Origin of the sequence: Defluviitoga tunisiensis, from assembly GCF_000953715.1 — a bacterium.
Classification (GTDB): Bacteria; Thermotogota; Thermotogae; order Petrotogales; family Petrotogaceae; genus Defluviitoga; species Defluviitoga tunisiensis.
Genome location: NZ_LN824141.1, coordinates 670629 through 693755, shown reverse-complemented (window position 1 = coordinate 693755; position 23127 = coordinate 670629). Strand labels below are relative to the sequence as shown.

Sequence of the window (23127 nt, the reverse complement as noted above, 5' to 3'; positions counted from 1 at the left end):
TCACATTGCATTAATTTTTTTATCCCAATTTGAAGGAGGTAGTACAATTTATGAAAAAAAGTTATTTTATCTTTTTCTTTTTCTTTTTATTTTTATTTCTTTCTATAACATTATTTTCTGTTAACCCTAATATTTCACAAAATAATTCATGTACTTTGCACAACGATTACTTAAAGGTAGAACTTTTTACTGACGGAGAAAACGTTGGATTCATAAAATCTGTCAAATTAGCTAATTTTGATCAGTCACTCATTTCAAACCACAAATTTTTAATCTCTGGGAGTAGTTTAATAAGTGAAATACAAGAGACTTCAGACAATTCAATTAGCTTTATATCTTATGGACATGAACTTGAAGTTCTTACTAAATACACTTTAGAAAACAATAATATATTTATTTCTACGACTATAATAAATTTGTCAAATAAAACAAAAAAATCTCAGTTAGTTGAAATAATTGATTATTCAGATACATTCCCATTTTTTAGTAATACAAAATTAATGAATAATCATGTTTTTTTGCTGCAACAGGATTATGGAGGTTTTGGATATTTACCTCTTGATAAACCTTCTTTTGATAGAATCATTCCTGGAAATAATATGATCAGTAATATATCAATACTTACATTGAATTCTAATGAAAAAGTTACATTTAACAGGGTCATTAAGGTAGAAAAAAGTATTGCAGATATTGAAAAAGAGTATTATGAAATGCATGGTATAGCTTTTCAGACCTTTGGTAAAAAAATCCAGCTAAATAATGGAAAATCTTCTCAAGGGATAAGAGTGGTGCTCGAAGATAAGTTAAAAAAAATTAGATCTGTTCAAATAGTCGATGAAAATGAAATGGCTTTATTTTTTATTCCATCAAATGACGATTACCAAATCAAAGTTGATTTTGGAAATTTGAAAACTGAATCGATGAGTTTATTAAACAGTGATTATATTATATTAGATGTTCCTGAAAATTACTTTTTCTATCAACCACTTTTAACTAATAAATCAGAAAATGGCATAACAGTTAATTTCAGAACATTTATTCCTGCTAGAGCGGAAATTGAAGTATATCTTGAAAACAATCCTAATGATATTTTACAGACCTACGATTTAATTCCTATGGAATATCATCATGTTTCTCTTCAAGGATTAAAACCTGGTGGGATATATAATTATACTATAAGAGTTGACGATACTTATAGTAACTCTTTAGAATCTGAGACAAAAAGCTTTCAAATAAAGCCTTATGATGAAGAAATTAAAAGTTTTAACTTTTTAGTTTACGGTGATACTCAAATATATGATTATTTACACAGCTATGTAGTTAATAGAATAATTAATGATAATTCAGATATATTAAACTTTGCTTTTGTTGTTAAACCTGGTGATCATACAGAAGAGGGAAGCTCTGAAAAGAGTTGGTCAAATTTTTTTGAATCAGCTTATCCAATAGGTTCTCAAGTTCCTTATTACACAGCTTTAGGTAACCATGAGCGAAACAATGAACTTTATTATAGAGCTTTTGAGTTACCTCGTGGAGGCGGTGATTATTCAAAAAGATGGTATTCCTTTAATTATGGAAACTCTCACTTTATCATTTTGGACTCAAATATCCTTGAAAATACTTCTTTATTTCAAGAACAAGTTAAGTGGCTTGAAAACGACTTAAAAAATAACCAAGATAGTGCCTTCATTTTTGTTGCTTTTCATCATCCTTTTTGGACTACAGCAACCGAATATGGACCTATGGATGAAAATTCTCCGGACGGTCATTATAATACCAAATACTGGTTACCCTTATTCAAAGAATATGGAGTAGATGTAGTTATAAATGGTCATATTCACGCCTATGAACGTTACTATAAGGATGGCATAATGTTTATAACAACAGGTGGTGGTGGAGCCAAACTTAACACAGATCACAGTGCGGAACCTTTAGCCTGGCATATTAAACATGTACTAGGTAAATTGCACTATATCAATTTTGAAGTTACTGAAGATTCTGTAAAAGCAACTGTTATTGCTGTGGCTGAAATTATAAATCCTCTTTTTCCAAATGAATATAATGAGATAAACGAGATAATAGATGAGTTTTACATACATTAATAATAAAGGGAAGATTGATATCAATCTTCCCTTATAGATTATCTTATGCCTTAAAAATTGACAGAGTATAACTATACTAAACCTGAAAAACCCATAAACGCCATAGATAACAACCCCACAGTTACCAATGCTAGAGCTGTTCCTTCGAATGCTTTTGGAACATCATTTAATTGCATTTTCTCTCTAATAGCTGAAAATATTATCAATGCAAGTGCAAATCCACATCCTGAACCAAATGAATTGATTACAGCCTCTATAAAATTATAATTTTCTCTTATATTTAATAATGACATACCTAATATAGCACAATTTGTAGTTATTAAAGGAAGATATATCCCTAATGCATCGTAAAGAGAGGGACTTGTTTTTTTCAAGAAAAGCTCAACAAATTGCACTAACACAGCAATTATAAGAATAAAAGATATAGTTTGTAAAAATTCTAGTCCTAAAATTACTAATAATTCGTTTAAAAACCATGTTATGGCTCCTGATATAGTAATAACAAAAATAACAGCAAGTCCCATTCCTATAGCTGAATCTTTACTCTTTGACATCCCTAAAAAAGGACATTCTCCTAAAAATCTAGACAAGAGAACGTTGTTTATTAACGCTGCTGAAATAAAAAGTAAAACTAAATTCATTTGTTAGCACCTACCTTTTTCTGCTTGTTTTTCTTAGAATTACCTATTGAATTAAACATTGCAAGTAACAAACCTAAAGTCAGAAAAGCTCCAGGTGCTAAAACAAGTAAGGGAACCTTAAAAGAATTTCCAAAAATATTTATTCCTAATATACTTCCATTTCCTATTAACTCTCTCACTGTTCCTATTAAAAACAAAGAACCTGTAAAACCCAAACCATTACCAAGTGCATCAAATATTGAATCTATTACTCCGTTTTTTGAAGCGAAAGCTTCTGCTCTTCCCATAATAATACAATTAACAACTATAAGGGGTATGAAAATACCAAGAGATTCCCATAACTCGGGGAGAAAACCATGCATCAATAAATCTATAACAGTAACAAAAGAAGCTATAACCACTATATATATCGGAATTCTAACATTTTCAGGAACAATTTTTCTTATTAATGAAATAACTATGTTAGATAGTATCAAAGCAAATAATGTAGCTACTCCCATGCCTAAAGCATTTTTAGCACTTGTCGTTGTTGCTAGAGTAGGACATATTCCTAAAACTTGAACAAAAGTTGGGTTGTTTTTTATCAAGCCATTAGTAAAATTTTTAATATCAGCCATTTTATTCAATCACCCCTTCCTGTTTTAAAAATTCTACTGCAGCGTTTATTGAATCAGCTACTGATCTGGCAGTAATTGTAGCAGAGGTCATTACATCACTAGTTTTAACTACACCTTGTTTTTTGTAGTTTTCTATTTCTTCTGAAGATACTGTAACACCAGCATCTTTATCAACTTTCACACCAGAAGATAGACCAGAATAAGGTATTGAGTAAAATCTTTCTTTAACCTTATCTTCTGCAATCTTGGCTCCAAGGCCTGGCGTTTCACCAGAATAATCTAAAACCTCAATTTTGTTCAACCTTAGTTCGTTATTCTCCTTAACAAAGGATATTATACTTTTAACTTCCCCTCCGAAGCCTTTTCCTGCAATATTTAAAACGTATATCTCTCTGGCATCTTCTGTAAACTTATAACTAGGAGAATATACTTTTGCACCCTTTGAACTTGTATATAATACTCCATCCGAATTTTCCTTCCAAATGGCTGATTCTAAACTATCTAGATCTGTAGGTACGTCTGAAACAAGATATTCTCCAGTTTCACTATCGATAAGAATCTTATCAATTGCCTGTAAAATAACGTTCCAATCAATTTCTTCTTGAACATCACTTGGCTCTACAGAAACTTCCTTCAATTCAGCTTTAAGAACTCCTTCTTGATTTAAAAATTCTACAGCAGCGTTTATTGAATCAGCTACTGCTCTTGCTGTTATAGTAGCACCTGTCATAATATCACTTGTCTTTACAATTCCTTGTTCTTTGTAACTGTCTATCTCTTCTGTTGATATACTAGCTTTTGCATCTTTATCAACTCGGATTCCTGATATCAATCCTTCCTGTGGAATATTGTAAAATCTGCTTTTTACAGAATCTTGAGCAATTTTTGCACCAAGGCCTGGCGTTTCACCAGAATAATCTAATACTTCAATTTTGTTTAATTTAAGTTCATTATTTTCTTTTACTAAAGAAAGAATACTTTTAACTTCTCCACCAAAACCTAAACCAGAGACAGTTAAAACATATATCTCCTTGCTACCTTCTTTAAACATGTAGGACGGAGAATACACTTTAGCCCCTTTTGAACTTGTATACAGCACTCCATCTGGACTATCTTTCCAAACAGCTTCATCAAGGGACTTTTTATCTTTTGGAATACTTGAAATAATCAATGATCCAGATGTAGGATCCTTTAAAACTTCTTCTATAGCTTTTAATGTGTTTGATATATCTCCTTGCTCTAAATATGGACTTACAAAATTATAAACAATTGATACTAATAATCCGGAGGCCAACATAAATACTGCTAAGATAAGACCTGTTTTTAAGTGTTCTTTCAATTTTCAGCACCTCCTTTAGAAGTGCCATATATTCTAGGTTTGAGCCAATCATCTATCAATGGAACAAATGCATTCATTATTAAAATTGAGAAAGATACTCCTTCCGGATAACCACCAAATGACCTTATTAAAATGGTTAAAACACCTGCACCTACTCCAAATACAAATTCACCTTTTGGGGTCATAGGAGTAGTTACCATATCTGTAGCCATAAAAAGCGCTCCCAACATCAATCCACCTGTCAAGATATGAAATAATGGATTGCCAAACTTTATAGGATCTACAAAATAGAGAATGGAGCTAAATACTACAACGGTCCCAATATAAGATAATGGAATCATAACTTTAACTCTATTTCTCACAAGCAAATAAATGAACCCTATAATTAGAGCTAATGCACTTACTTCACCAATAGAACCAGGAATCTTTCCAACAAACATTTCCCAATAGCTATAATTGCTTAATACTTGGTCAATTCCTTGTTCCGATAACATAGATAAAGGTGAAGCAGCAGTCATTATACTTGGACTTTTATAATAAAAAGGTTGATACCAAGTAGTCATAGCAGTAGGAAAAGAAATCATTAAAAATACCCTTCCAACTAAAGCTGGATTGAAAAAATTCTGTCCCAATCCACCAAAAGCGTGCTTAGCTATTAATATAGACACAACTACCCCAATCATTATTTGCCACCAATTAACTCCTAATGAGAGATTCATTCCTAAAAGCAATCCCGTAACAGAGGCAGAAAAATCTGGTTTAAAATCCTTTTGTTTTTTCAAAAATTTTACGGTTACATATTCTAATACCTCTGCAAATACCATTGAAAAAAGCATAATAAAAAGAGCCCTTAAACCAAAAATCCATGTTGATACGATAACAGCAGGAGTTAAAGCTATTAACACATCTAACATTATTTTTTGGGTAGTATCATTTGTTCTAAAATGGGGAGCAGCTTCGGTACTAAGTCTCAAATCAACCCCTCCTTTTCTGAATTGCCTGAATTACTTTTTTGGTTGTCTGAAAAGTTCTAGATAAATCAATATTTGACGGACAAATGTATGAACACGCACCACATTCAATACAACTTAATATCCCATTTTCTTGAGCCAAATCGTTCTTTCTAGCATCGGCAAGTTTCTTGAGATAATAGGGTTGCAAACCCATGGGGCAAACCTCAACACAAGATGCACACCTTATACAAGGATAAGTTCTTCTTCTTAATATTTCTTCGTTTGTCAAGACTGTTATAGCATTGTTACCTTTAAATGTTGGTAAATCAATACTTGGGATCGGAATCCCCATCATAGGACCACCGTATAGAATTCTATCAATTTTTGCTTCAACAATACCAACAAAATTTAAAAGATCTGAAACTTTGGTTCCTATCCTAAACCAATAATTACCAGGATTTTTAACCCCTTTCCCCGTTATAGTGATTCCTCGTTCAACTAAAGGTTTCCCATTTATTACTGCATCATATACAGCATAAACAGTAGAAACATTAAAAACCAGCGTCCCAACATCAATTGGCAACTTACCTTCTGGCACTTCCCTTTTGGTAATTGCTGTTATTAATTGCTTCTCAGCACCTTGAGGATATTTGGTCTGTAATGGGGCTACTTCAATTTTTACTTTATTCTTAATACTTTTCTTTAGAGTTTCAATAGCTTCTGGTTTGTTATTTTCAATACCAATGAAAATCTTCTTCGGATTTAGCACATAATCCATAATTTCAATACCTTTTATGATTTCATTAGCTTTTTCTCTCATTATTCTTTCATCTATGGTAATATAAGGTTCACATTCAGCACCGTTAATTATCAAATAATCTACAACCTTATTATCAGGAATACTCATTTTAATATGAGTTGGAAACATTGCTCCACCCAACCCAACAATTCCTGAATCTTTTACTATTTGAATTATTTCTTCTTTAGTAAATTTTTTAAAATCAGCATCATGTTTTACATATTCCCACTGATCCTCGGAAGTTCTTTTTACAACAACAGCCTGATCTCTTCTTCCGGTTGAAGCATTAACTATAGATTCAATCCCCATAACTTCACCAGTTACCGAAGAATGGATATTAGCAGATATACCTTTTGCACCTTCACCAACAAGTTGACCAGTTTTCACAAAGTCTCCTTCTTTAACTACTGGTTTTGCAGGCACTCCTAAATGGTTACTCATAAACAGATAAACTATGTCAGGCAGCGGAAGTTTTTGAATACTTTTATCCCTAGATTGTTCTTTCATCTGGGGAGGATGAACACCACCTTTAAAAGTAAATGTTGGCACAAAATTACCTCCTTTGCAATATTTTATAAATTTAAAAGTTGTGAAAAAAGTAACTTGTATAATTGTATCTCCACCGCTTTTATTATAACATCAAATACAGACACTAATAATGTATTCTTTGTGAAAATTATTAAATTTTTGTTTGTTAATTGCGTATTCATGTGTTGTTAATATTAAAATTGTATAATAGTTACAGTTATATAAGTAAAAATACAAATTTAATCTTAGTTATTAGAATTTCATGTTATTAATGAATTATATTTGCACTTAATAAGTTTAACTTTTAAACTTTAATTTAATTTTCTAATAATGTTAATTCTTACTTTTTAATAGTAGAAGGTGATTTTTGAATGTTGGAAGAAAAGAAATGTTGTGATTCTAACATTAACACATCAAAAGTAAAAGTATCGGAGCCTTACCTAAAGAAAGAAACTACCTCTCGAACATTGACCACTAAATCTCCAAAGGAAAAAAACGGTGAACGAGTTGATATTGTCAAAAAGATTAAAAATAAAGCCTTGAAAAACAACAACACAATAACCTTTGAAGAAATAGAAGTGGTCATAACATCTTTTAACAACGACGAATTTAGCCTTGAGTTCCTCATAGATTTTTACAATAAGTTAAAGCAAGCAGAGATATCTGTAATTGATGGTGATGAACTGGAGCAATATTGCGAAAATTTGGGGTCAGAATATGGATCTAATACTAAAGAAGATGAGGATAACGAAAACGTCTTAGAGAGTTTTTACGAAGATTTCACTGACGAAGAAATAGATAATATTTTTGAGGGCTTTTCTGAGTTAGAAGTTGAAATGTGTGACAACATTTCAATGCAAGATCCTATAAAAATCTACCTTAAAGAAATAAGCAAAAGTAAACTTCTGACACCTTCCAGAGAAAGAAAATTAGCAATGAGGGCAAAAAAAGGCGATAAAAGAGCTAGAGATGAATTAATTAAGTGTAATCTTAGGTTAGTAATTAGTATAGCAAAAAGGTATACAGGTAGAGGTCTAAGCTTTTTGGATTTAATACAAGAAGGAAACATTGGACTAATGAAAGCAGTAGAAAAGTTTGACTGGAAAAAAGGGTATAAGTTTTCAACTTATGCCTATTGGTGGATAAGACAAGCAATTACTAGAGCAATTGCAGATCAAGGCAGAACTGTAAGAATACCTGTACATCTTGTAGAAACGATTAATAAAATGAACCGCATTGTTAATGAATATGTTCAAGAAAACGGTGAAGCTCCTAATTTGGAAACTCTAGCAGAATTAATGGATAAACCTGTTGAAAAGATGAAAGAAATATTGGTAAGCTCTAAAAATATTTATTCTTTAAATGCTCCGATATCAAATGATGTTGATAGTGAGGGTGAATCTGAATTATTAGATTTCGTTGATTCTGATATCCCTACCCCTCATGAAGAAGGACGTAAGATGATTATTCGTGAAAAGGTTGAAGAAGTAATTGACACATTATCAACTAAAGAAGCTATGGTACTAAAGATGAGATTCGGTTTTATTGATGGTAAGCAAAAAACATTAGAGGAAGTCGGGGAATATTTCAACGTTACTCGAGAAAGAATAAGGCAGATAGAATCTAAATCTATTAGAAAGCTAAAACATCCTGTTAGAAGAAAGATGATCGAAAATATACTTAATGAGTATTAATCGCAATATTAAGCTAAAAAAGTGATTGACAGGATTAACCAATAATGATATAATTTCTATGAATGTATGATGTAGCTCACGATGGCCCCATAGGATAATGGTTAGTCCATTGGATTCTCAGTCCAAGAGTCAGGGTTCGATTCCCTGTGGGGCTGCCACCCCATCTAACTTCTTCTAAGTTGTATAATTGAAGAATGCAGCGATGACAACGCCATCGCTGCATTTTCATTTTATATAACTTTTATAGTCTTTCAGTAGGAATAGATCCATTTTCTAATACATGACAGTACAATCCAAAAGCATTTTCTTGAGCTGTTTTTAGGGTGGCTCCTTTTGTTAGACAACTTATAAAAGCAGCTTCAAACGCTGCAACAGCTTCATCAAAATATTTTTTTTGCATTACGCGTACCTCTAAAATCTTGTCTTGAAACATTATAGCTTCTTTGGAAATGATTATATTGCTTGTTGTATTAAGATTTTTTAATAAGTTATTGACACCTTGTAGATTTGTAGATTCTTTGGCAATTAAAAATAGGTAATCACAGTAAAATACTGTATCATTATCCATTTTTTGATTATCTAGATGTACAAAAATTGTTCGATTTTTTGAATTAATAAAATCTAAAACTTTTTGATTCCAATCTTCATAACATACATATACATTTTTTAAATTATGTAAAAATTGGATCAAAAATTCTGCCTCAATCTTCAATTTCGTTTCTCTTAGATCTATATACTCTTTATCTTCATTTAAGATTCTTATTTTTCTCTTGTTACCCAAAGGTTTATCTAACCAAACAACTTGTATTTTCTTCATTTGGAAAGTTTTTAATATTAGATCAAAATACTCATCTATACTAAGAAAATCTAATATTATAGGCTTTAAATGAAAGAAATCATTTAAATATAATGCGAGTTTTCCACCAGGTCCTCCGACTTGAGTAACAATGGTTGAATTATCTCTTATTTTATCAACTATGTGCTCTACTTCAATTCCACCAATTATTCCTAAATCTGGATTTTTGTCTTTTGTAATAATGGAGAGAGTTTGTTCTTGATACTGATAAATTGTTCGCACTTTTTATCCTCCCCCAAGTATGCTAGTTACTAAAACTAAAGATAAAACCATGTACACTATATACTAGTATCTACGTTTCCCATTTCTTGATGGATATATAACAACTTTTCGATATGGTTCTAATCCAACCGAAACACTTGCTAATTTGGGATAATTGTTCTTTATATACTCATGTATTGCTTTGCGTTCAAAAGCAAACATGGGAGATAGTTCAACCTTAGTATTCGTTATTATAGCTCTTTTAGCAGCTTGCTCGGCAATTAATTCTAAATTCTTTTTCCTTTTTTTTCTGTATTCTCCTACATCCAATCTTACGTCAAATTTAGTGTCAGTCATTCTGTTTACATAAATCATAACAAGATGTTGAAGCGCCCCAAGATTTCTTCCTTGTTTTCCTATAATTTTACCTAAGCTTTCCCCTTCTAAGTAAATAGTAATAGTTTTATTATGACACTTAATTTTAATGTCTACCTCTTCTTCAAAATAGTATAGGATTGACTCTAAAAACTCATTTACCCTATTTATTAAGTATTGTTCGTTTAGGTATGCTTCTAGTATAATAGGTTTTTTCCCAATACCAAGAAAACCTTTCGAGGGCTCTTGAATAATCTTATACGATATTTCTTCATTACTTTGAACCTTAAAATCTTCTCTCACCTTTTCCAAAGTCGTTTCTAAATCATTTCCTTCAAAAACTTTTTTTTGCTCTATTTTTAGCACTTCGACGTTCACCTCCTGACAGGCTTAGGACCCAAACCAAAAAGTTGTCTAACAGAAATACCTTTAACTTTGTAGATTTTGTTATAAATAAAAGTTAACAACGTTTGTACTATATTATTCATTGCATAATAAATGAATACTCCCACAGGTAATCCTATTAACATGAAAGGGAAAATTACAGACATAATAACCGATGTCCATGCAGTTTTGGAATCTTGAGACATTAACATGGCATTTATTATCGATGCAACAATTGCTATTAATAAAAGCGGAAAGTTTGCTTTAAACCCACCTATAGAAAGGTCTGTCCAAAAAAAGAACCTTGGATTATAGGCATAACTTCCTTCAAAATAATAAATAACCTGCCATAACATGATCATTATAGGTAGCGGTATTAAAGAAGTTAAACATCCACTTGCAGGATTAATACCTTTTTCTTGATATAACTTCATCATTTCCTCTTGTTGTTTTTGTGGATTTTTATATTTCTTCTTAATTTTATCTAATTCAGGTTGTAGTTGTTTCATTTCAATAGCAGATTTTTTCTGCTTTCCATAGATTGGGAATAAGATTGCGTTGACTATCAAAGTAAATAAAATTATTGCCCAACCAAAATTTCCTGTTACAGTAAATAGCCACCAGAAAAAATAAACTAAACCATAAAATATGTTAGAAAAAAAACCAAACTTTCCTAGATCTTTAATTAAATTTAATATATTAGAATAGACAGCTCCATCATCTATGTTAGAGAATGTTTCTTTCAAAAATAATTTCTTGGTGGGACCTAAATAAGATATTAATGAGCAAGATTCACCATTGATTTTAAATAAATATTTATTTTCATATAATTCAATATTAGATGGGGCATGAAAAGCTAATGTTGCATCTAATTTAGCCCCTGTTAATGGTGATTTATCAATATAAGAGACAAAATCATTATTCTTATACCTAATTCCTGAGGTATAAGATATTGTTGGTAAAGTAATATAGCCAGTTAAATTTTTAAACTCAACGTCAAAATGAAAATTTGGATCATTATAGAATTTATAGATTTTTTCACCTTGTTCTGGATAAAAATATCTAATTTCTATATAACCTCGATCATTTGGAACAAAGTAATCATAACTAATCGGTAAAATTTCTTCCATTGTGGTTTCGTCTAGAACGTCAAAACTGTCACCTATATACTCATATACTAAATTGAATTTCTTAGTTCTATTATCATAAAGCTCAAAGCTTACAATATGTCCATCCTTATCAAGTACTAATTTATAAAGCTTCATTTCAATAAATATAGTATCATGAAGAGAACTTTCTGAAACCTGAATCTCTGGAATCGCAAAAGTAAAAATAGCTAAAGTTGTTAAGAAAAGAAGTAGAATAATTCTTTTTTTCAAGTCACACACTCCTTCACATTTTTAAAATAAAAAACTATGTCTAAACGTCTAGACATTTTTTAGACTTATTCTTGTTAGAAAGAAAACTAAAGGTTTTTGGCACTGGATCATACCCTCCTTTGTGTAAAGGATTACACCTTAAAAAACGTCTTAATCCCAGATATAATCCCTTAAATACCCCAAATCTTTCAACTGCTTCATAAGTATAAGCAGAACAAGTAGGAATATACCTGCAACGGGGAGGAGTGGTTGGAGAAATACGTTTTTGATAAAACTCAATAGACTTAAGAACAAACTTCTTCATTTTTTGTCATCCTCTTAACCATAGATAAAATCATTTCTCTTAATTCAGAATAACTAACTTTACAAAAGTTATCAGATAAAAACTTTCGGGGTATAAACACAAAATCATACCCTTTTGGAAAAAACGTTTTATTAGTTCGGTAAATTTCCCTAATATATCTTTTAATTTTATTTCTTTGAAAGGCCTTACCAAAATCTTTTCTAACTACAGTAGCTATTCTACTATATCTTAAATTGTTTTCAAAATAAATGATAACAAAATAAGTATCGATTATCCTTTTTCCTTTTTCAAAAGCCCTTTTAAAATCTTTGTTAAATTTAAGACGTTCCCTTTTAGGTAATTTCTGATCACTCATAATGCTAATCTAAACCGTTAATCTTTTTCTTCCTTTAGCTCTTCTTCTTCTTAAAACGTTCCTACCTCCTGGGGTACTCTTCCTTGCCAAAAATCCGTGTGTCCTATTACGTTTAATTTTTGATGGTTGATATGTCCTTTTCATTTTTACACCTCCAAGTTCTAAAATTATTATATATATTATATCAATTATATCAATATTATACTAAAAGAATATTCTTTAAATTTATCGAATAATATTATAATGGTTTATTGTTGTATTGTCAATAAAATGAGGTAACAAATTTTGTCAAGTATTTATTAACAAAACTATAAGAAATAAAATACTTACTTAATTTTAGGATGATAAAATTAATTAGGATAATTTCTCTTCAATATCTCAATATATTTATGAAAAAATCTTCAAGGAGTGAATAATGTGAAAGTGGATTATAAATGTATAAATTGTATACTAAACTATGCTTCCGAATTATTGCCAAAGGTAATAGCCAATAATCATTTTTCATCCACTCAAATTTTTAACGATTACAAGACAATGATCCAAAAAATTTTGAATCAACTTAATCCAGACCTAGAGTTTTCATATTTGTCTAAGATTTTTTTTGACACATTTTTTGAAATTTTTCCAAATAAAGATTACTTTTATATCGAAAAAACAAATGCAAATCAGCATTTCTTAGAGATTTACGACGACTTAATTGATTTGTGTTTATCCACTGAAGACCCTTTAAAATCAGCTTTTAAGCTTTGTGTAATGGGTGAACTATTTAGCCATACTTCAGAAAATTCTTTTGGGGAATTAGAGATAGAAATAAATAGTTTTTTCAGAAATAAAACGATAGTTATAAACGACTTTCAACAATTAAATAAAGATTTAGAAAAAGCTAATTCTTTACTCTTTATTCATAATTATGCAGGGGAAATTGTTTTTGATAAACTTTTTATTAAAACAATAAAAGACATTTATCCAAATTTGATAATCCATTCTGCTGTAAAATCTAAACCTGTATATAAATGTGCAACTATGAAAGACGCCGAAGAAATTTTTTTAAAGGAAATCTCTATCCCATTTGAAAGTGGTTCAGATTATTTAGGTACATTGTGGGAGGATTCCACTTCAACCTTTAAAAATATTTTTGAAAATGCTGATATAATAATAGTAAAAGGCCAAGCAAACTATGAAAGTTTAGCTAACCTTAGCTCACGTAAACCTATATATTTTTCTTTGGTTGTTAATTGCAAAGTCATATCTGAACTTTTAGGTGTTAATGTAGGTGACTTAATATTCAAAAAAAACAGTACTAATGTGAAATAATAGGTTACTCCGTTATATGGTATCACAAATTTAAAGGAGGGATCCAAGTGAAAAAACTTACTAGCGTCATTCTGATTTTGTTGGTGGCTTTATCGATCTTTGCAAAACCTACGCATCTTGTCATCCTACATTTAAATGACACACATGGACACGTATGGGGTACAGACGATGGTGGAGGATTTGCAAGAATTGCGACTATTGTTAACCAGGTTAAAGAAGAGGTCGAAAAAGAAGATGGCTATGTACTTTTTGTTCATGCAGGTGACGTTAATACTGGTGTCCCAGAATCAGATCAAGTAAATGCCTTGCCAGATTTTATGATATTAAGTTATATGGGTTTAGATGCTATGACGCTTGGAAATCACGAATTTGATAAACCTTTTGAGATCCTTGAACTACAAAGTAAAATTGCACAGTTCCCTTTTGTTGCTGCTAACTATGTTGACAATCTACACGGCGGACCGATTTTTGAGCCTTATATCATTAAAAAAGTTGGAGATTTAAAAGTGGGAATTATAGGTCTTGCAACAGAGCAAACTTTAGTTTTAGAACCAATATATTTAGGGGATAATACTATAGTAAATGCAAAAGAAACTCTAGAAAACTATTTACCTATAGTTCAAGAAAAAGCTGATGTAGTTGTTGTTTTGTCACATTTAGGTTACTATGATGATAAAAATCCCGAACCAAACCTTCCAGTTAAATTTACATCAACAAATGAACTTGCCAAATCTTTCAGAGGAATTGATGTAATAATCGATGGTCATACACATTCTGTTTTAGATTCACCTGTATTAATAAATGATGTCATTATTGCTCAAGCAGGAGAACACGGTAAATTCTTAGGTAGAATAGATTTATGGGTAGACAGTGGTCGAGTTGTCGACTGGAGAGGCGAGTTAATACCTATAACTGCAGATATTCCAGAAGATCCTTTCATAAAAATGTTTTCTGATATGTTCTATCAGTTAGGATCCGCCGCCCTTGATCAAGTTGTTGGGGTAACTAACGTTCTTCTTGATGGTGAAAGAGCACATGTGAGGAGTCACGCTACAAACTTGAGCAACTTAATAGCAGACTCTATGATATGGAAAACAGGTGCAGATGTGGCTTTAGTTAATGGTGGCGGTATTAGAAGCTCTATAGATGTTGGAGAAATAACATATAGGGATGTCCTAACTGTTCTTCCTTTTGGCAATACAGTTTATGTGATGGAACTAACAGGGAAAGATTTAATGGCTGTTCTAGAATATGCTGCAACTATTCCAGACGGTCAAGGAGCAAAACTTCATGTTGGTGGAATGACTGCAGAGATTAAGGATGGCAAACCTATTAATGTTAAAATAAATGGAGAACCTTTAGATCTTAACAAAACTTATAAAGTTGTATCTAATAACTATGTGGCTGCTGGTGGCGATGGTTACACCATGCTCGTCGGTAAACCTGGTTATGATACAGGATTCACCGATGCAGATGTTTTAGCAGAATATATTATGTATTTGGAGGTTATTGAAGATTATCCTTCCGAACAAAGAATCAAATATTTAAATTAATAAAATTCGTTATTAATCATACTCAAAAGGCGCCAACAACGGGCGCCTTTTTTATTATTTTACTATCAGTATATTGCTGGTTTGTGTTTGTTTACGTTCTTTCAAAATATTTATCTAATTCTTTAAAACTTAAATGCATCATTATTGGTCTTCCATGAGGACAGGTTAACAACTTATTTTCTAAAATCTCAGTTAACAGTTTTTCCAAACCCACAGGATTATCACCTGTTTTAACTGCTGAACGACAAGCTATGGTAGCCAAATTTTTATCAAAAATTTTTTCTGCACCTTCAAAATCAATAACACGTAATTCATCTGCTATGTTCCAAATAACTGTCTCTATGTCATTATAATCTATTCCTGTAGGTAAACCCTTAACGTATACTTCATAACTCTTCTCTTCAATAATAATTCCTAGTTTTTCTAAATAATCTTTATTTTCTATTATTATGCTTTTTCTTATTTCGTCTAAATTAATTTTATACGGAGTAATTAAAAGATTTGTACTCAAAGAACCTTTTTCACTTATCTGTTTTTTCAATTCTTCAAAGATATATCTTTCATGAGCTGCGTGAAAATCCACGATTAAAATACTTTCTTTAGTTTCAACAATAATATATCTATTTGCCACTGTTCCTAAAATTCGAATCAAATTGTTCAAATCTAAATCAAAAAAAGTTTCATCCTTTTTGAATTCATTTTTAATCCTATCAAAATCAAAATACATATTTTTATTGATTTCATGAACGTTATGTTCTTTAAATTTGTTGATTCTTAATTCATTTGGATCAAATCTTCTACCTTCACTTCTAGGATCAAATGAAACTGAGCTTTCTTTAAAAACCTGATCGTCAAATGATTCTGTATTTGCACTTTTGACATATAAATCCTGTATTGGATTAATATTAGATATTTTTTCTTCTTGTTGTTGTTTTTCTTCATTATCAGAGCGAGTACTTACAAATTCTATTGTGAATTTAGTCTTTTTTAAGAGTGATTCTCTGATAACATTTTTTAATAACATAACAATTTTTTGTTCCTCCTTGAACTTTACCTCTAACTTTTGAGGATGAATATTTACATCTATCGTATCTGGAGGAAGGTCTATAAAAATGACCGAATAAGGATGCTTCCCTTTTTCTAACATTTCTCCATAACCTTTTTCTAAAATTGAAAAAAGCGAAGCGGCTTTTATATATCTTTTATTTACAAAAAAAGTTTGGGCGGTTCGATTACTCCTAGCCACTTTGGGATTTGATATTATGCCAGAGATTATTATTGAGGTATCCTCATAGAAGATTTCTATTAAATCTTTACTTTTTAATTCGGGATAAATTTTTAAACACTTGGTTACTAAATCCAAGTCTTTCGTGAAATGGTAAATTTCTCTCTTATCTCTTAAGTATACAAGATTTACAGAGTTTGATAAGGCAAATTTTTCAATGATTTCTGTTACATATCTTCCTTCTACAGATTCGCTTTTTAAGAACTTTCTCCTTGCTGGAATATTGTAAAAGAGATCTTCCACCTCAATTATCGTTCCTGTTTTTGCATTCACTTTTTTTTCATCAACTATTTCTCCACCAAATATTTCTAATTGGGTTCCTATCTCTTCTTCTTGAGTTTTGGATATCATTTTCATTTTAGATACTCTTGATATTGATGCCAACGCCTCTCCTCTAAAACCAAAGCTTTGAAGTGAATACAAGTCTTCAATAGTAGATATTTTACTTGTTGTATGTGGCATTATTGATAATTTCATTTCTTCGGCTGTCATACCGCATCCATTATCTTCAACACGTATTATTGCTTTGCCACCATCAACTATCTCAATTGTAATTTCATCTGCCCCAGCATCTAATGAATTTTCCAAAAGTTCCTTAACTACAGAGTTAGGACCTGCAACCACCTCTCCTGCAGCTATTTTGATAATTACTTCTTTAGGTAACTCTTTTATTCTAATCATAACTGTCGGCTCGCCTTTTCTCCTTTCTTCACTTAAATTAATCACATTTTTAACAAAAAAATATATAATATCAGTTGTTTTTAATTATATCATTTTATGAATTAAACTATTATTACTTATAAAATATTTAATTTTTTGTTATAATTAGTTTGGGTATAGAATAATTAATTCTTTTTTTATCTTTTAACGCAATATACAATAGATCATTCTCAGCAATTTGAGAGTGTCAGATTTTTATTATTTCATGCATTATAAAATTCACAAATAGGAGGAAAGGCGTATTTTCGTATATATTTAAGAAAACCTACGCTGTATACAAAATGAATATCGGGATGTTTTCAGATACCTATATACCTCAAAAAAATGGGGTTGCTACTGCTTTAAAATTATATAAAGATGAAATGGAAAAACTTGGACATAATGTTTTTCTTTTTGTACCAAAATATGATATTAATTATACAAGAGAAGAAAAAAATGTAATTGAATTTCCTGCTGTAAAGTTTCCTTTTGAGAAAGAGCAAAGAGTAGCTATTCCTTTTTCATGGAAAGTTTTTAAAATAAAAGATTTAAATCTTGATATAGTTCATTCTCATGACCCTTTTTCAATGGGAATTCTGGCTATGTCTGTTTCAAGATTGTTAAATATTAAACATATTGGAACCCACCATACTATGTATGAATATTATCTGCATTATTTACCACCCATAATGAGGCCACCGGTTGAGCTCACTCAAAAAGTGGTCAAAAACTGGTGTTTGAAATTAGATAAAGTAATAGCTCCAACAAACAACATTAAAAATACCCTCATAGAATATGGAGTTCCATCTTATCATATAGAAGTAATACCCACAGGAATAGATATTAGCTCTTTTGATAATCCAATAACTTGGGACTTAAGGAAAGAGTATCCTTCGATAAAAGAAGAAGATAGAATACTTATATTTGTAGGTAGATTGGGTAAAGAAAAAAATATAGATTTTCTAATTAAGGTCTTTTCTAAAGTATTTGCAGAAGAAAAAAATGTTAAATTTGTAATTATTGGTGGCGGACCCGAAAAAGAAAATTTAGAACTTTTAGCCCAAGAATTAAAAGTTAAAGAACACGTTATTTTTACCGATGCTCAACCTCGAGAAAAGGTTATAGATGCCTATAAGCAATCTGATATCTTTATATTTGCCTCTTATACAGAAACACAAGGATTAGTAGTTTTGGAAGCCATGAGTGCGGGAACACCCGTAGTAGCTTTGGGAAAATTGGGTGTATATGATCTTCTCTCTCAGGAAGATGCAGGTGGAATAATGATAAAAGAATTAAACGAGGATGATTTTGTTAATGAAATTCTAAGGTTATTGAGAGATAATACTCTGTATGAAGAGTTATCCCGAAAAGCAAAAGATTTTGTCAAAAACAACTACTCTATTGAAACTTGTGTAAAAAATATTCTAGATTTATATGAAAGGGAGATTATGAGCGGTGAAGATGAATAATATCGAAGATATATTTGAATTTCAACTTGCAGATTTAAGAGAAATTCCTATAGATAATTTTGCCTATATTGGAGATGCAGTTATAGGCCTTATTTATAAAGTTAAATTATTAGGTGATGGAAGAGTAAAGACTCGCACAGTTTATGAAAACTCAAAAAAATTCTTAAGTGCAAAAGCTCATTCAAGGTTTATTGACTTAATTTATGAAGAATTTACGGACACCGAAAAGCAGTATTATAAAAGAGCTGTAAACTCTAATGGAGCTAAAAAAAGAGGGAACGATAATGAATATAGAAAATCTACAGGTTTTGAAGCAGTTATTGGCTATTTATTTTTAACAAAAAATTATGAAAGAATAAAGGAACTATTAGGAGTGATTGATAGTTGTATGTCTATGGAAGAAACATATTAAAAGAAATAATTGAATCAGATTATAAGATTAAACATATTTTCTTTAGTGATTCAAAGACAGAAAAAGGTACTTTAAATGAATTTGTAGAGCTTGCTAAAAGAAAAGGCTATTCTTATAGTTTTGCACATAATGATATACTTGAAAAGATGTCTTTGACAAATAAACATCAAGGTATTGTGATTGATATTGGTAACGAATTCTCCTACCAATCACTGGATATTTTAGAAGATAAAGAGAACTTGTTCTTAGTAATGTTAGATCAAATACATGACCCACATAATTTTGGAGCTATTATAAGATCTTCAGTTGCAGCTGGTGCAGATGCTATAATTATTCCAAAAGACAATACAGTTGAAGTTACTCCCATAGTTGTTAAAGTTTCATCAGGCTTGGTATTTAAAATACCCATAATTCAGGTAACCAATTTATCTAATACAATAGAATTATTAAAAAAATGGAATGTTTGGGTTTATGGGACTGATTCAGTTGGTACACCATACTACGAAATAGATTTTAGCGGAAATGTATGTTTAGTCTATGGTAATGAAGGAAGTGGTTTAAGGAGAAATGTTAAAAAGCATTGTGACCAATTGATCACTATACCTATGTCAAATAATGTTGATTCTTTAAATGTATCTGTAAGTGCTGGAATAATTCTTTTTGAGGTAAAGAAACAGAGAGATTTTTTAAAAAAAGGGATTAATTAAAAAACTTTAAAATACTCGGAGGTGTTTTATGATTAAAAATCTAAAAAAGATGTTAGTGTTAGGAGCTATTATGGTTATTGCTCTATTAGGGTTCTCTCAAGGAACTTCTAATTTAAAGATTGGATATGTTAATTTAGAAAAGACAGTTCAAAGTTATTACAAGTGGCAGGATCTACAGTCACTATATCAATCTGATATTCAATATTACCAAAACAAAATAAATGAAATGGAAAATCAATTCAAGCAACTTCAACAATCAGGGGCTACAGACGAAGAACTACAACAAAATTATTTAAGATTACAATCAACTGTTAATCAGTATCAACAGACACTTCAAAATGATTATCAAACTAAAATTGATTCTGTTGTATCCGAAGTAGCTCAAAAAATAGGAGAATATGCAAAAGCAAATAATTATGATTTAATAATTTATGAAAGTGCAATTATTTACGTAAAAGATGCATTAGACTTAACGGATGTTATTATAAGCTACATAAATGTGAAATAATCTTACATATATGGAAAATGTAATAATTGATTGTAAAAATATAGCAAAAAAATATGGGAAAAAGAAAGTACTTATAGATGTCAACTTTCAATCTAAAAAAGGAATTGTAACTGGTTTATTAGGACCTAATGGTGCTGGAAAGAGTACTCTTTTTAAAATAATTCTTGGACTCGTTGTTCCAAATTCAGGTAAAATCCATCTCGATGGCGTAGATATAACCCATTTACCCATACATAAAAGGGCTCTTAGTGGTTTAGCATACTTGCCACAAGAACCCTCTGTTTTTAGAAACTTAACAGTTATAGATAATCTACAAATGATTTCTGATTTGCTTAAGATAGACAATGCTGATTATAAAATATCATCAATCATAAAAGAATTTGGATTAGACAACTTAGAACATCAATATGCTTACTCTTTATCAGGTGGAGAAAAGAGAAAGTTGGAATTTGCTAGAACTTTACTCACTAATCCTAAGGTTATTCTTCTAGATGAACCCTTTGTAGGTATAGACCCTATAACCGTTAAAGATATTCAAAAGATTATAAGAAAATTATCTGAAACAGGAATCTCAATAATAGTAACTGACCATAGTGTAGATGAAATAGTACAAGTAGTTGATGAACTATACGTTATTCATAAAGGAACAATTATTGCTAGGGGTTCGCCAAAAAATGTCTTACAAGATGAAAATGTCAAAGCAAATTATTTAGGTTGGTGACGGTCTTGAACGTAGGAGTTATTGGATATTCTGGTGATATTTATAAAGAACCTATAAAATCTTTAACATCGATATGTCTTGAAATTGGAAAATGCATCGCAAAAAATAATTGGATACTAGTAAATGGCGGTAGAGATGGAGTTATGCATCTTGTTTCAAAAGCAGCTAAAAACAACGGTGGCTATGTTATAGGATATTTACCTTGGGGAGAAGAAGGGAATGAATATCTAACTCTTCCTATCAAAACCGGTTTAGATTTTAACATGCGGTCATTTATAATGCTTAAAAACGTTGATGCTGTTGTTAGTTTAGGTGGAGAAATTGGAACAGCAATAGAAATTTTGGGTGCTTATTCATATAAGAAACCTATAATTTTATTTAGAAACACTGGAGGTTGGACTGATAATATAACAAAAATTTTAATTGAAGAAAAATATTTAGATAACAGAAAATTGATAGAATTAAGGCAAGTTTATAAAGTCACAGAAATGGAAATAGCTTTAAAAGAAATTGAACAAGGAGTGAAAAAAGATTGGTAAGAGTAAGATTTGCCCCTAGTCCAACCGGTAATTTACACGTTGGAGGACTAAGAACTGCTTTATTTAATTGGTATTTTGCTAAAAAAAATGACGGTAAGTTTATTCTTAGAATTGAAGACACAGACACAGAAAGGTCAAAGATAGAATATGAAAATGCAATAATAGAGGAACTACGATGGGCTGGTTTGGATTACGACGAAGGTGTAGACAAAAAAGGAAAATATGGGCCATACAGACAAAGTGAAAGACTCGATATTTATAAAAAATACATTGATCAATTGCTAAAAGAAGACAAAGCATATTATTCAGTATATAAAGGAGAAGAAATAGTCTTTGAAGGTAATCCACTACCTAATAAATATAAAACAGATTCAAATGATAACTATTCAATTGTTGTTAAATTTAAGGTTGAGAAAGGAAAGATAATATCTTTTAATGATCTAATTAGAGGATTAATAGAATTTAATACTGATAATATAGATGACTTTGTTATTTTAAGATCAAATGGGGTTGCAGTATATAATTTTTGTGTAGTAATAGATGATTATCTTATGAAAATAAGCCATGTGATTAGAGGAGAAGATCATATATCAAACACACCAAAACAGATATTGCTGTATAATGCCCTATCCTTTAATTTACCTGAATTTGCTCATTTACCTTTAATTGTAGGTGAAGACAAAACGCCCCTTTCAAAAAGGCACGGGGAAGTATCTATATCTTACTTTAGAAAAGAAGGATATCTACCCAAAGCATTGCTAAATTATCTTAGCTTATTAGGTTGGAACGCAAATGAACAAATTTTCGATTTTAGAGAGAAGTATAAAGATTTCGATATAAAAAGCGTATCAAAAAGCCCAACAGTCTTTGATTATAACAAATTATTATGGACCAATGAAGTTCATTTACGTAACAATCCGATAGATGAAGTTTATCAAAATTTTTTAGACTGGAGTAATTATTGTAAAATTAAGATAGCTGCAGAAGATACTTATATAAAAAGAGTAATTGAGATATCAAGACAAAAGGTTCAAACATTGAAAGAATTATATGAATTCTCTCGAAACTTTTTCATAGATGACTTTGAATATGAAGAAGAATTTGTAAAAAAATACATGTGCAAACCTTGGTTTAAAGAAGTTATTGAAACAACTATAGACCAACTGCAACAACTTGATTATTTTGAAATAAACAATATTGAGAACACCTTAAAACAAATAGCAGCTTTAAATATTACCGGAAAAAAGAATGTTTTTCAATCAATTAGAGGTTCAATTTTAGGAAAACTAGTTACACCCGGTTTATATGAATCCATAAAAGTTTTAGGAAAAGAACAAACCATAAATAGACTAAAAAAAGCCGTAGATTTTTCTAATAATATTAATAGATGAAA

23 protein-coding genes and 1 tRNA gene are annotated in these 23127 nt (G+C 30.6%); 12 read left to right on the top strand and 12 right to left on the bottom strand.

What is annotated here, in order from left to right; genetic code table 11:
* Positions 1-50 precede the first annotated feature (50 nt).
* On the top strand, positions 51-2102 hold the full coding sequence (locus DTL3_RS03305; protein WP_045087508.1) for a metallophosphoesterase family protein: 2052 nt from the start codon (positions 51-53) through the stop codon (positions 2100-2102).
* A 71-nt stretch (positions 2103-2173) separates the two neighbouring features.
* Here DTL3_RS03305 and rsxA read toward each other — a convergent pair whose 3' ends face one another.
* From rsxA to rsxC, 5 genes are read right to left on the bottom strand one after another with little or no spacing between them, the layout of a single operon-like run.
* Complete coding sequence (rsxA, locus tag DTL3_RS03300; RefSeq protein WP_045087507.1) at positions 2174-2743, bottom strand: electron transport complex subunit RsxA; 570 nt, start codon at positions 2741-2743, stop codon at positions 2174-2176.
* Positions 2740-3360: an electron transport complex subunit RsxE gene (rsxE, locus tag DTL3_RS03295; RefSeq protein WP_045088584.1), complete on the bottom strand. Its 621-nt coding sequence runs from the start codon at positions 3358-3360 to the stop codon at positions 2740-2742. The genes rsxA and rsxE overlap by 4 nt, the downstream gene beginning before the upstream one ends.
* Position 3361: 1 nt before the next feature.
* The gene (locus DTL3_RS09750; protein ID WP_231854044.1) at positions 3362-4699 is read right to left on the bottom strand and encodes an FMN-binding protein; all 1338 of its coding nucleotides are present in this window, start codon (positions 4697-4699) and stop codon (positions 3362-3364) included.
* Positions 4696-5673: an RnfABCDGE type electron transport complex subunit D gene (locus DTL3_RS03285; RefSeq protein WP_045087506.1), complete on the bottom strand. Its 978-nt coding sequence runs from the start codon at positions 5671-5673 to the stop codon at positions 4696-4698. Before DTL3_RS03285 ends, DTL3_RS09750 begins: the two co-directional genes overlap by 4 nt.
* A gap of 1 nt (position 5674) precedes the next feature.
* Complete coding sequence (gene rsxC / locus DTL3_RS03280; protein ID WP_084217119.1) at positions 5675-7000, bottom strand: electron transport complex subunit RsxC; 1326 nt, start codon at positions 6998-7000, stop codon at positions 5675-5677.
* Between the two features lie 350 nt (positions 7001-7350).
* Between rsxC and DTL3_RS03275 the strand changes: the two genes are divergently transcribed.
* Positions 7351-8673, top strand: a complete 1323-nt coding sequence (locus DTL3_RS03275) for a sigma-70 family RNA polymerase sigma factor (protein WP_045087505.1) — start codon at positions 7351-7353, stop codon at positions 8671-8673.
* Positions 8674-8756: 83 nt separating this feature from the next.
* Positions 8757-8831, top strand: a tRNA-Glu gene (locus tag DTL3_RS03270).
* 83 nt (positions 8832-8914) lie between these two features.
* On the opposite strand, the gene DTL3_RS03265 is transcribed toward DTL3_RS03270, so the two are convergent.
* The 6 genes from DTL3_RS03265 to rpmH all read right to left on the bottom strand — a co-directional run bounded on the left by DTL3_RS03265 (position 8915) and on the right by rpmH (position 12671).
* On the bottom strand, positions 8915-9751 hold the full coding sequence (locus tag DTL3_RS03265; RefSeq protein WP_045087504.1) for a hypothetical protein: 837 nt from the start codon (positions 9749-9751) through the stop codon (positions 8915-8917).
* 63 nt (positions 9752-9814) lie between these two features.
* Entirely contained in the window at positions 9815-10471 is a 657-nt protein-coding gene (gene jag / locus DTL3_RS03260) for an RNA-binding cell elongation regulator Jag/EloR (protein ID WP_052670317.1), read from the bottom strand.
* Between the two features lie 8 nt (positions 10472-10479).
* Complete coding sequence (yidC, locus tag DTL3_RS03255) at positions 10480-11868, bottom strand: YidC/Oxa1 family membrane protein insertase (RefSeq protein ID WP_045087503.1); 1389 nt, start codon at positions 11866-11868, stop codon at positions 10480-10482.
* A 40-nt stretch (positions 11869-11908) separates the two neighbouring features.
* Positions 11909-12172 carry a membrane protein insertion efficiency factor YidD gene (yidD, locus tag DTL3_RS03250; RefSeq protein ID WP_045087502.1) on the bottom strand — a complete coding sequence of 88 codons (264 nt, stop codon included), beginning with the start codon at positions 12170-12172 and terminating at the stop codon, positions 11909-11911.
* Positions 12153-12527, bottom strand: coding sequence for a ribonuclease P protein component (gene rnpA, locus DTL3_RS03245; RefSeq protein WP_045087501.1), 375 nt, complete (start codon positions 12525-12527; stop codon positions 12153-12155). The genes yidD and rnpA overlap by 20 nt, the downstream gene beginning before the upstream one ends.
* A 9-nt stretch (positions 12528-12536) precedes the next feature.
* Positions 12537-12671 carry a 50S ribosomal protein L34 gene (gene rpmH / locus DTL3_RS03240; protein ID WP_045087500.1) on the bottom strand — a complete coding sequence of 45 codons (135 nt, stop codon included), beginning with the start codon at positions 12669-12671 and terminating at the stop codon, positions 12537-12539.
* 273 nt (positions 12672-12944) lie between these two features.
* Between rpmH and DTL3_RS03235 the strand changes: the two genes are divergently transcribed.
* Together DTL3_RS03235 and DTL3_RS03230 are read left to right on the top strand one after the other, a co-directional pair.
* Complete coding sequence (locus DTL3_RS03235) at positions 12945-13841, top strand: damage-control phosphatase ARMT1 family protein (RefSeq protein ID WP_045087499.1); 897 nt, start codon at positions 12945-12947, stop codon at positions 13839-13841.
* Positions 13842-13888: 47 nt separating this feature from the next.
* Positions 13889-15394 (top strand): 5'-nucleotidase C-terminal domain-containing protein, encoded by a 1506-nt coding sequence (locus DTL3_RS03230; RefSeq protein WP_045087498.1) that lies wholly within the window; start codon positions 13889-13891, stop codon positions 15392-15394.
* Positions 15395-15485: 91 nt separating this feature from the next.
* Here DTL3_RS03230 and mutL read toward each other — a convergent pair whose 3' ends face one another.
* Complete coding sequence (gene mutL / locus DTL3_RS03225; protein ID WP_171820578.1) at positions 15486-17405, bottom strand: DNA mismatch repair endonuclease MutL; 1920 nt, start codon at positions 17403-17405, stop codon at positions 15486-15488.
* Positions 17406-17680: 275 nt separating this feature from the next.
* Between mutL and DTL3_RS03220 the strand changes: the two genes are divergently transcribed.
* The 7 genes from DTL3_RS03220 to gltX are packed head-to-tail and all read left to right on the top strand — an operon-like array spanning position 17681 to position 23125.
* Positions 17681-18847: a glycosyltransferase family 4 protein gene (locus tag DTL3_RS03220; RefSeq protein ID WP_045087496.1), complete on the top strand. Its 1167-nt coding sequence runs from the start codon at positions 17681-17683 to the stop codon at positions 18845-18847.
* Complete coding sequence (locus tag DTL3_RS03215) at positions 18840-19259, top strand: Mini-ribonuclease 3 (RefSeq protein WP_171820577.1); 420 nt, start codon at positions 18840-18842, stop codon at positions 19257-19259. The genes DTL3_RS03220 and DTL3_RS03215 overlap by 8 nt, the downstream gene beginning before the upstream one ends.
* Positions 19232-19966: a 23S rRNA (guanosine(2251)-2'-O)-methyltransferase RlmB gene (rlmB, locus tag DTL3_RS03210; RefSeq protein ID WP_045087495.1), complete on the top strand. Its 735-nt coding sequence runs from the start codon at positions 19232-19234 to the stop codon at positions 19964-19966. Before DTL3_RS03215 ends, rlmB begins: the two co-directional genes overlap by 28 nt.
* Before the next feature lie 28 nt (positions 19967-19994).
* Positions 19995-20474 carry an OmpH/Skp family outer membrane protein gene (locus tag DTL3_RS03205; RefSeq protein WP_045087494.1) on the top strand — a complete coding sequence of 160 codons (480 nt, stop codon included), beginning with the start codon at positions 19995-19997 and terminating at the stop codon, positions 20472-20474.
* 10 nt (positions 20475-20484) lie between these two features.
* Positions 20485-21195 carry an LPS export ABC transporter ATP-binding protein gene (gene lptB / locus DTL3_RS03200; RefSeq protein ID WP_045087493.1) on the top strand — a complete coding sequence of 237 codons (711 nt, stop codon included), beginning with the start codon at positions 20485-20487 and terminating at the stop codon, positions 21193-21195.
* A gap of 5 nt (positions 21196-21200) precedes the next feature.
* Positions 21201-21734, top strand: a complete 534-nt coding sequence (locus tag DTL3_RS03195; protein WP_045087492.1) for a TIGR00725 family protein — start codon at positions 21201-21203, stop codon at positions 21732-21734.
* Positions 21728-23125 carry a glutamate--tRNA ligase gene (gene gltX, locus DTL3_RS03190; protein ID WP_045087491.1) on the top strand — a complete coding sequence of 466 codons (1398 nt, stop codon included), beginning with the start codon at positions 21728-21730 and terminating at the stop codon, positions 23123-23125. Before DTL3_RS03195 ends, gltX begins: the two co-directional genes overlap by 7 nt.
* The last annotated feature ends 2 nt before the right edge of the window (positions 23126-23127 follow it).

Bases quoted from the DNA above. Each gene is read 5' to 3' on its own strand.
- rsxA (WP_045087507.1), bottom strand. From the start codon at position 2,743: ATGAATTTAGTTTTACTTTTTATTTCAGCAGCGTTAATAAACAACGTT.
- rnpA (WP_045087501.1), bottom strand. From the start codon at position 12,527: ATGAGTGATCAGAAATTACCTAAAAGGGAACGTCTTAAATTTAACAAA.
- rpmH (WP_045087500.1), bottom strand. From the start codon at position 12,671: ATGAAAAGGACATATCAACCATCAAAAATTAAACGTAATAGGACACAC.
- DTL3_RS03220 (WP_045087496.1), top strand. From the start codon at position 17,681: ATGAATATCGGGATGTTTTCAGATACCTATATACCTCAAAAAAATGGG.
- DTL3_RS03305 (WP_045087508.1), top strand. From the start codon at position 51: ATGAAAAAAAGTTATTTTATCTTTTTCTTTTTCTTTTTATTTTTATTT.
- yidD (WP_045087502.1), bottom strand. From the start codon at position 12,172: ATGAAGAAGTTTGTTCTTAAGTCTATTGAGTTTTATCAAAAACGTATT.
- lptB (WP_045087493.1), top strand. From the start codon at position 20,485: ATGGAAAATGTAATAATTGATTGTAAAAATATAGCAAAAAAATATGGG.
- rsxE (WP_045088584.1), bottom strand. From the start codon at position 3,360: ATGGCTGATATTAAAAATTTTACTAATGGCTTGATAAAAAACAACCCA.
- DTL3_RS03205 (WP_045087494.1), top strand. From the start codon at position 19,995: ATGATTAAAAATCTAAAAAAGATGTTAGTGTTAGGAGCTATTATGGTT.
- DTL3_RS03215 (WP_171820577.1), top strand. From the start codon at position 18,840: ATGAATAATATCGAAGATATATTTGAATTTCAACTTGCAGATTTAAGA.
- DTL3_RS03275 (WP_045087505.1), top strand. From the start codon at position 7,351: ATGTTGGAAGAAAAGAAATGTTGTGATTCTAACATTAACACATCAAAA.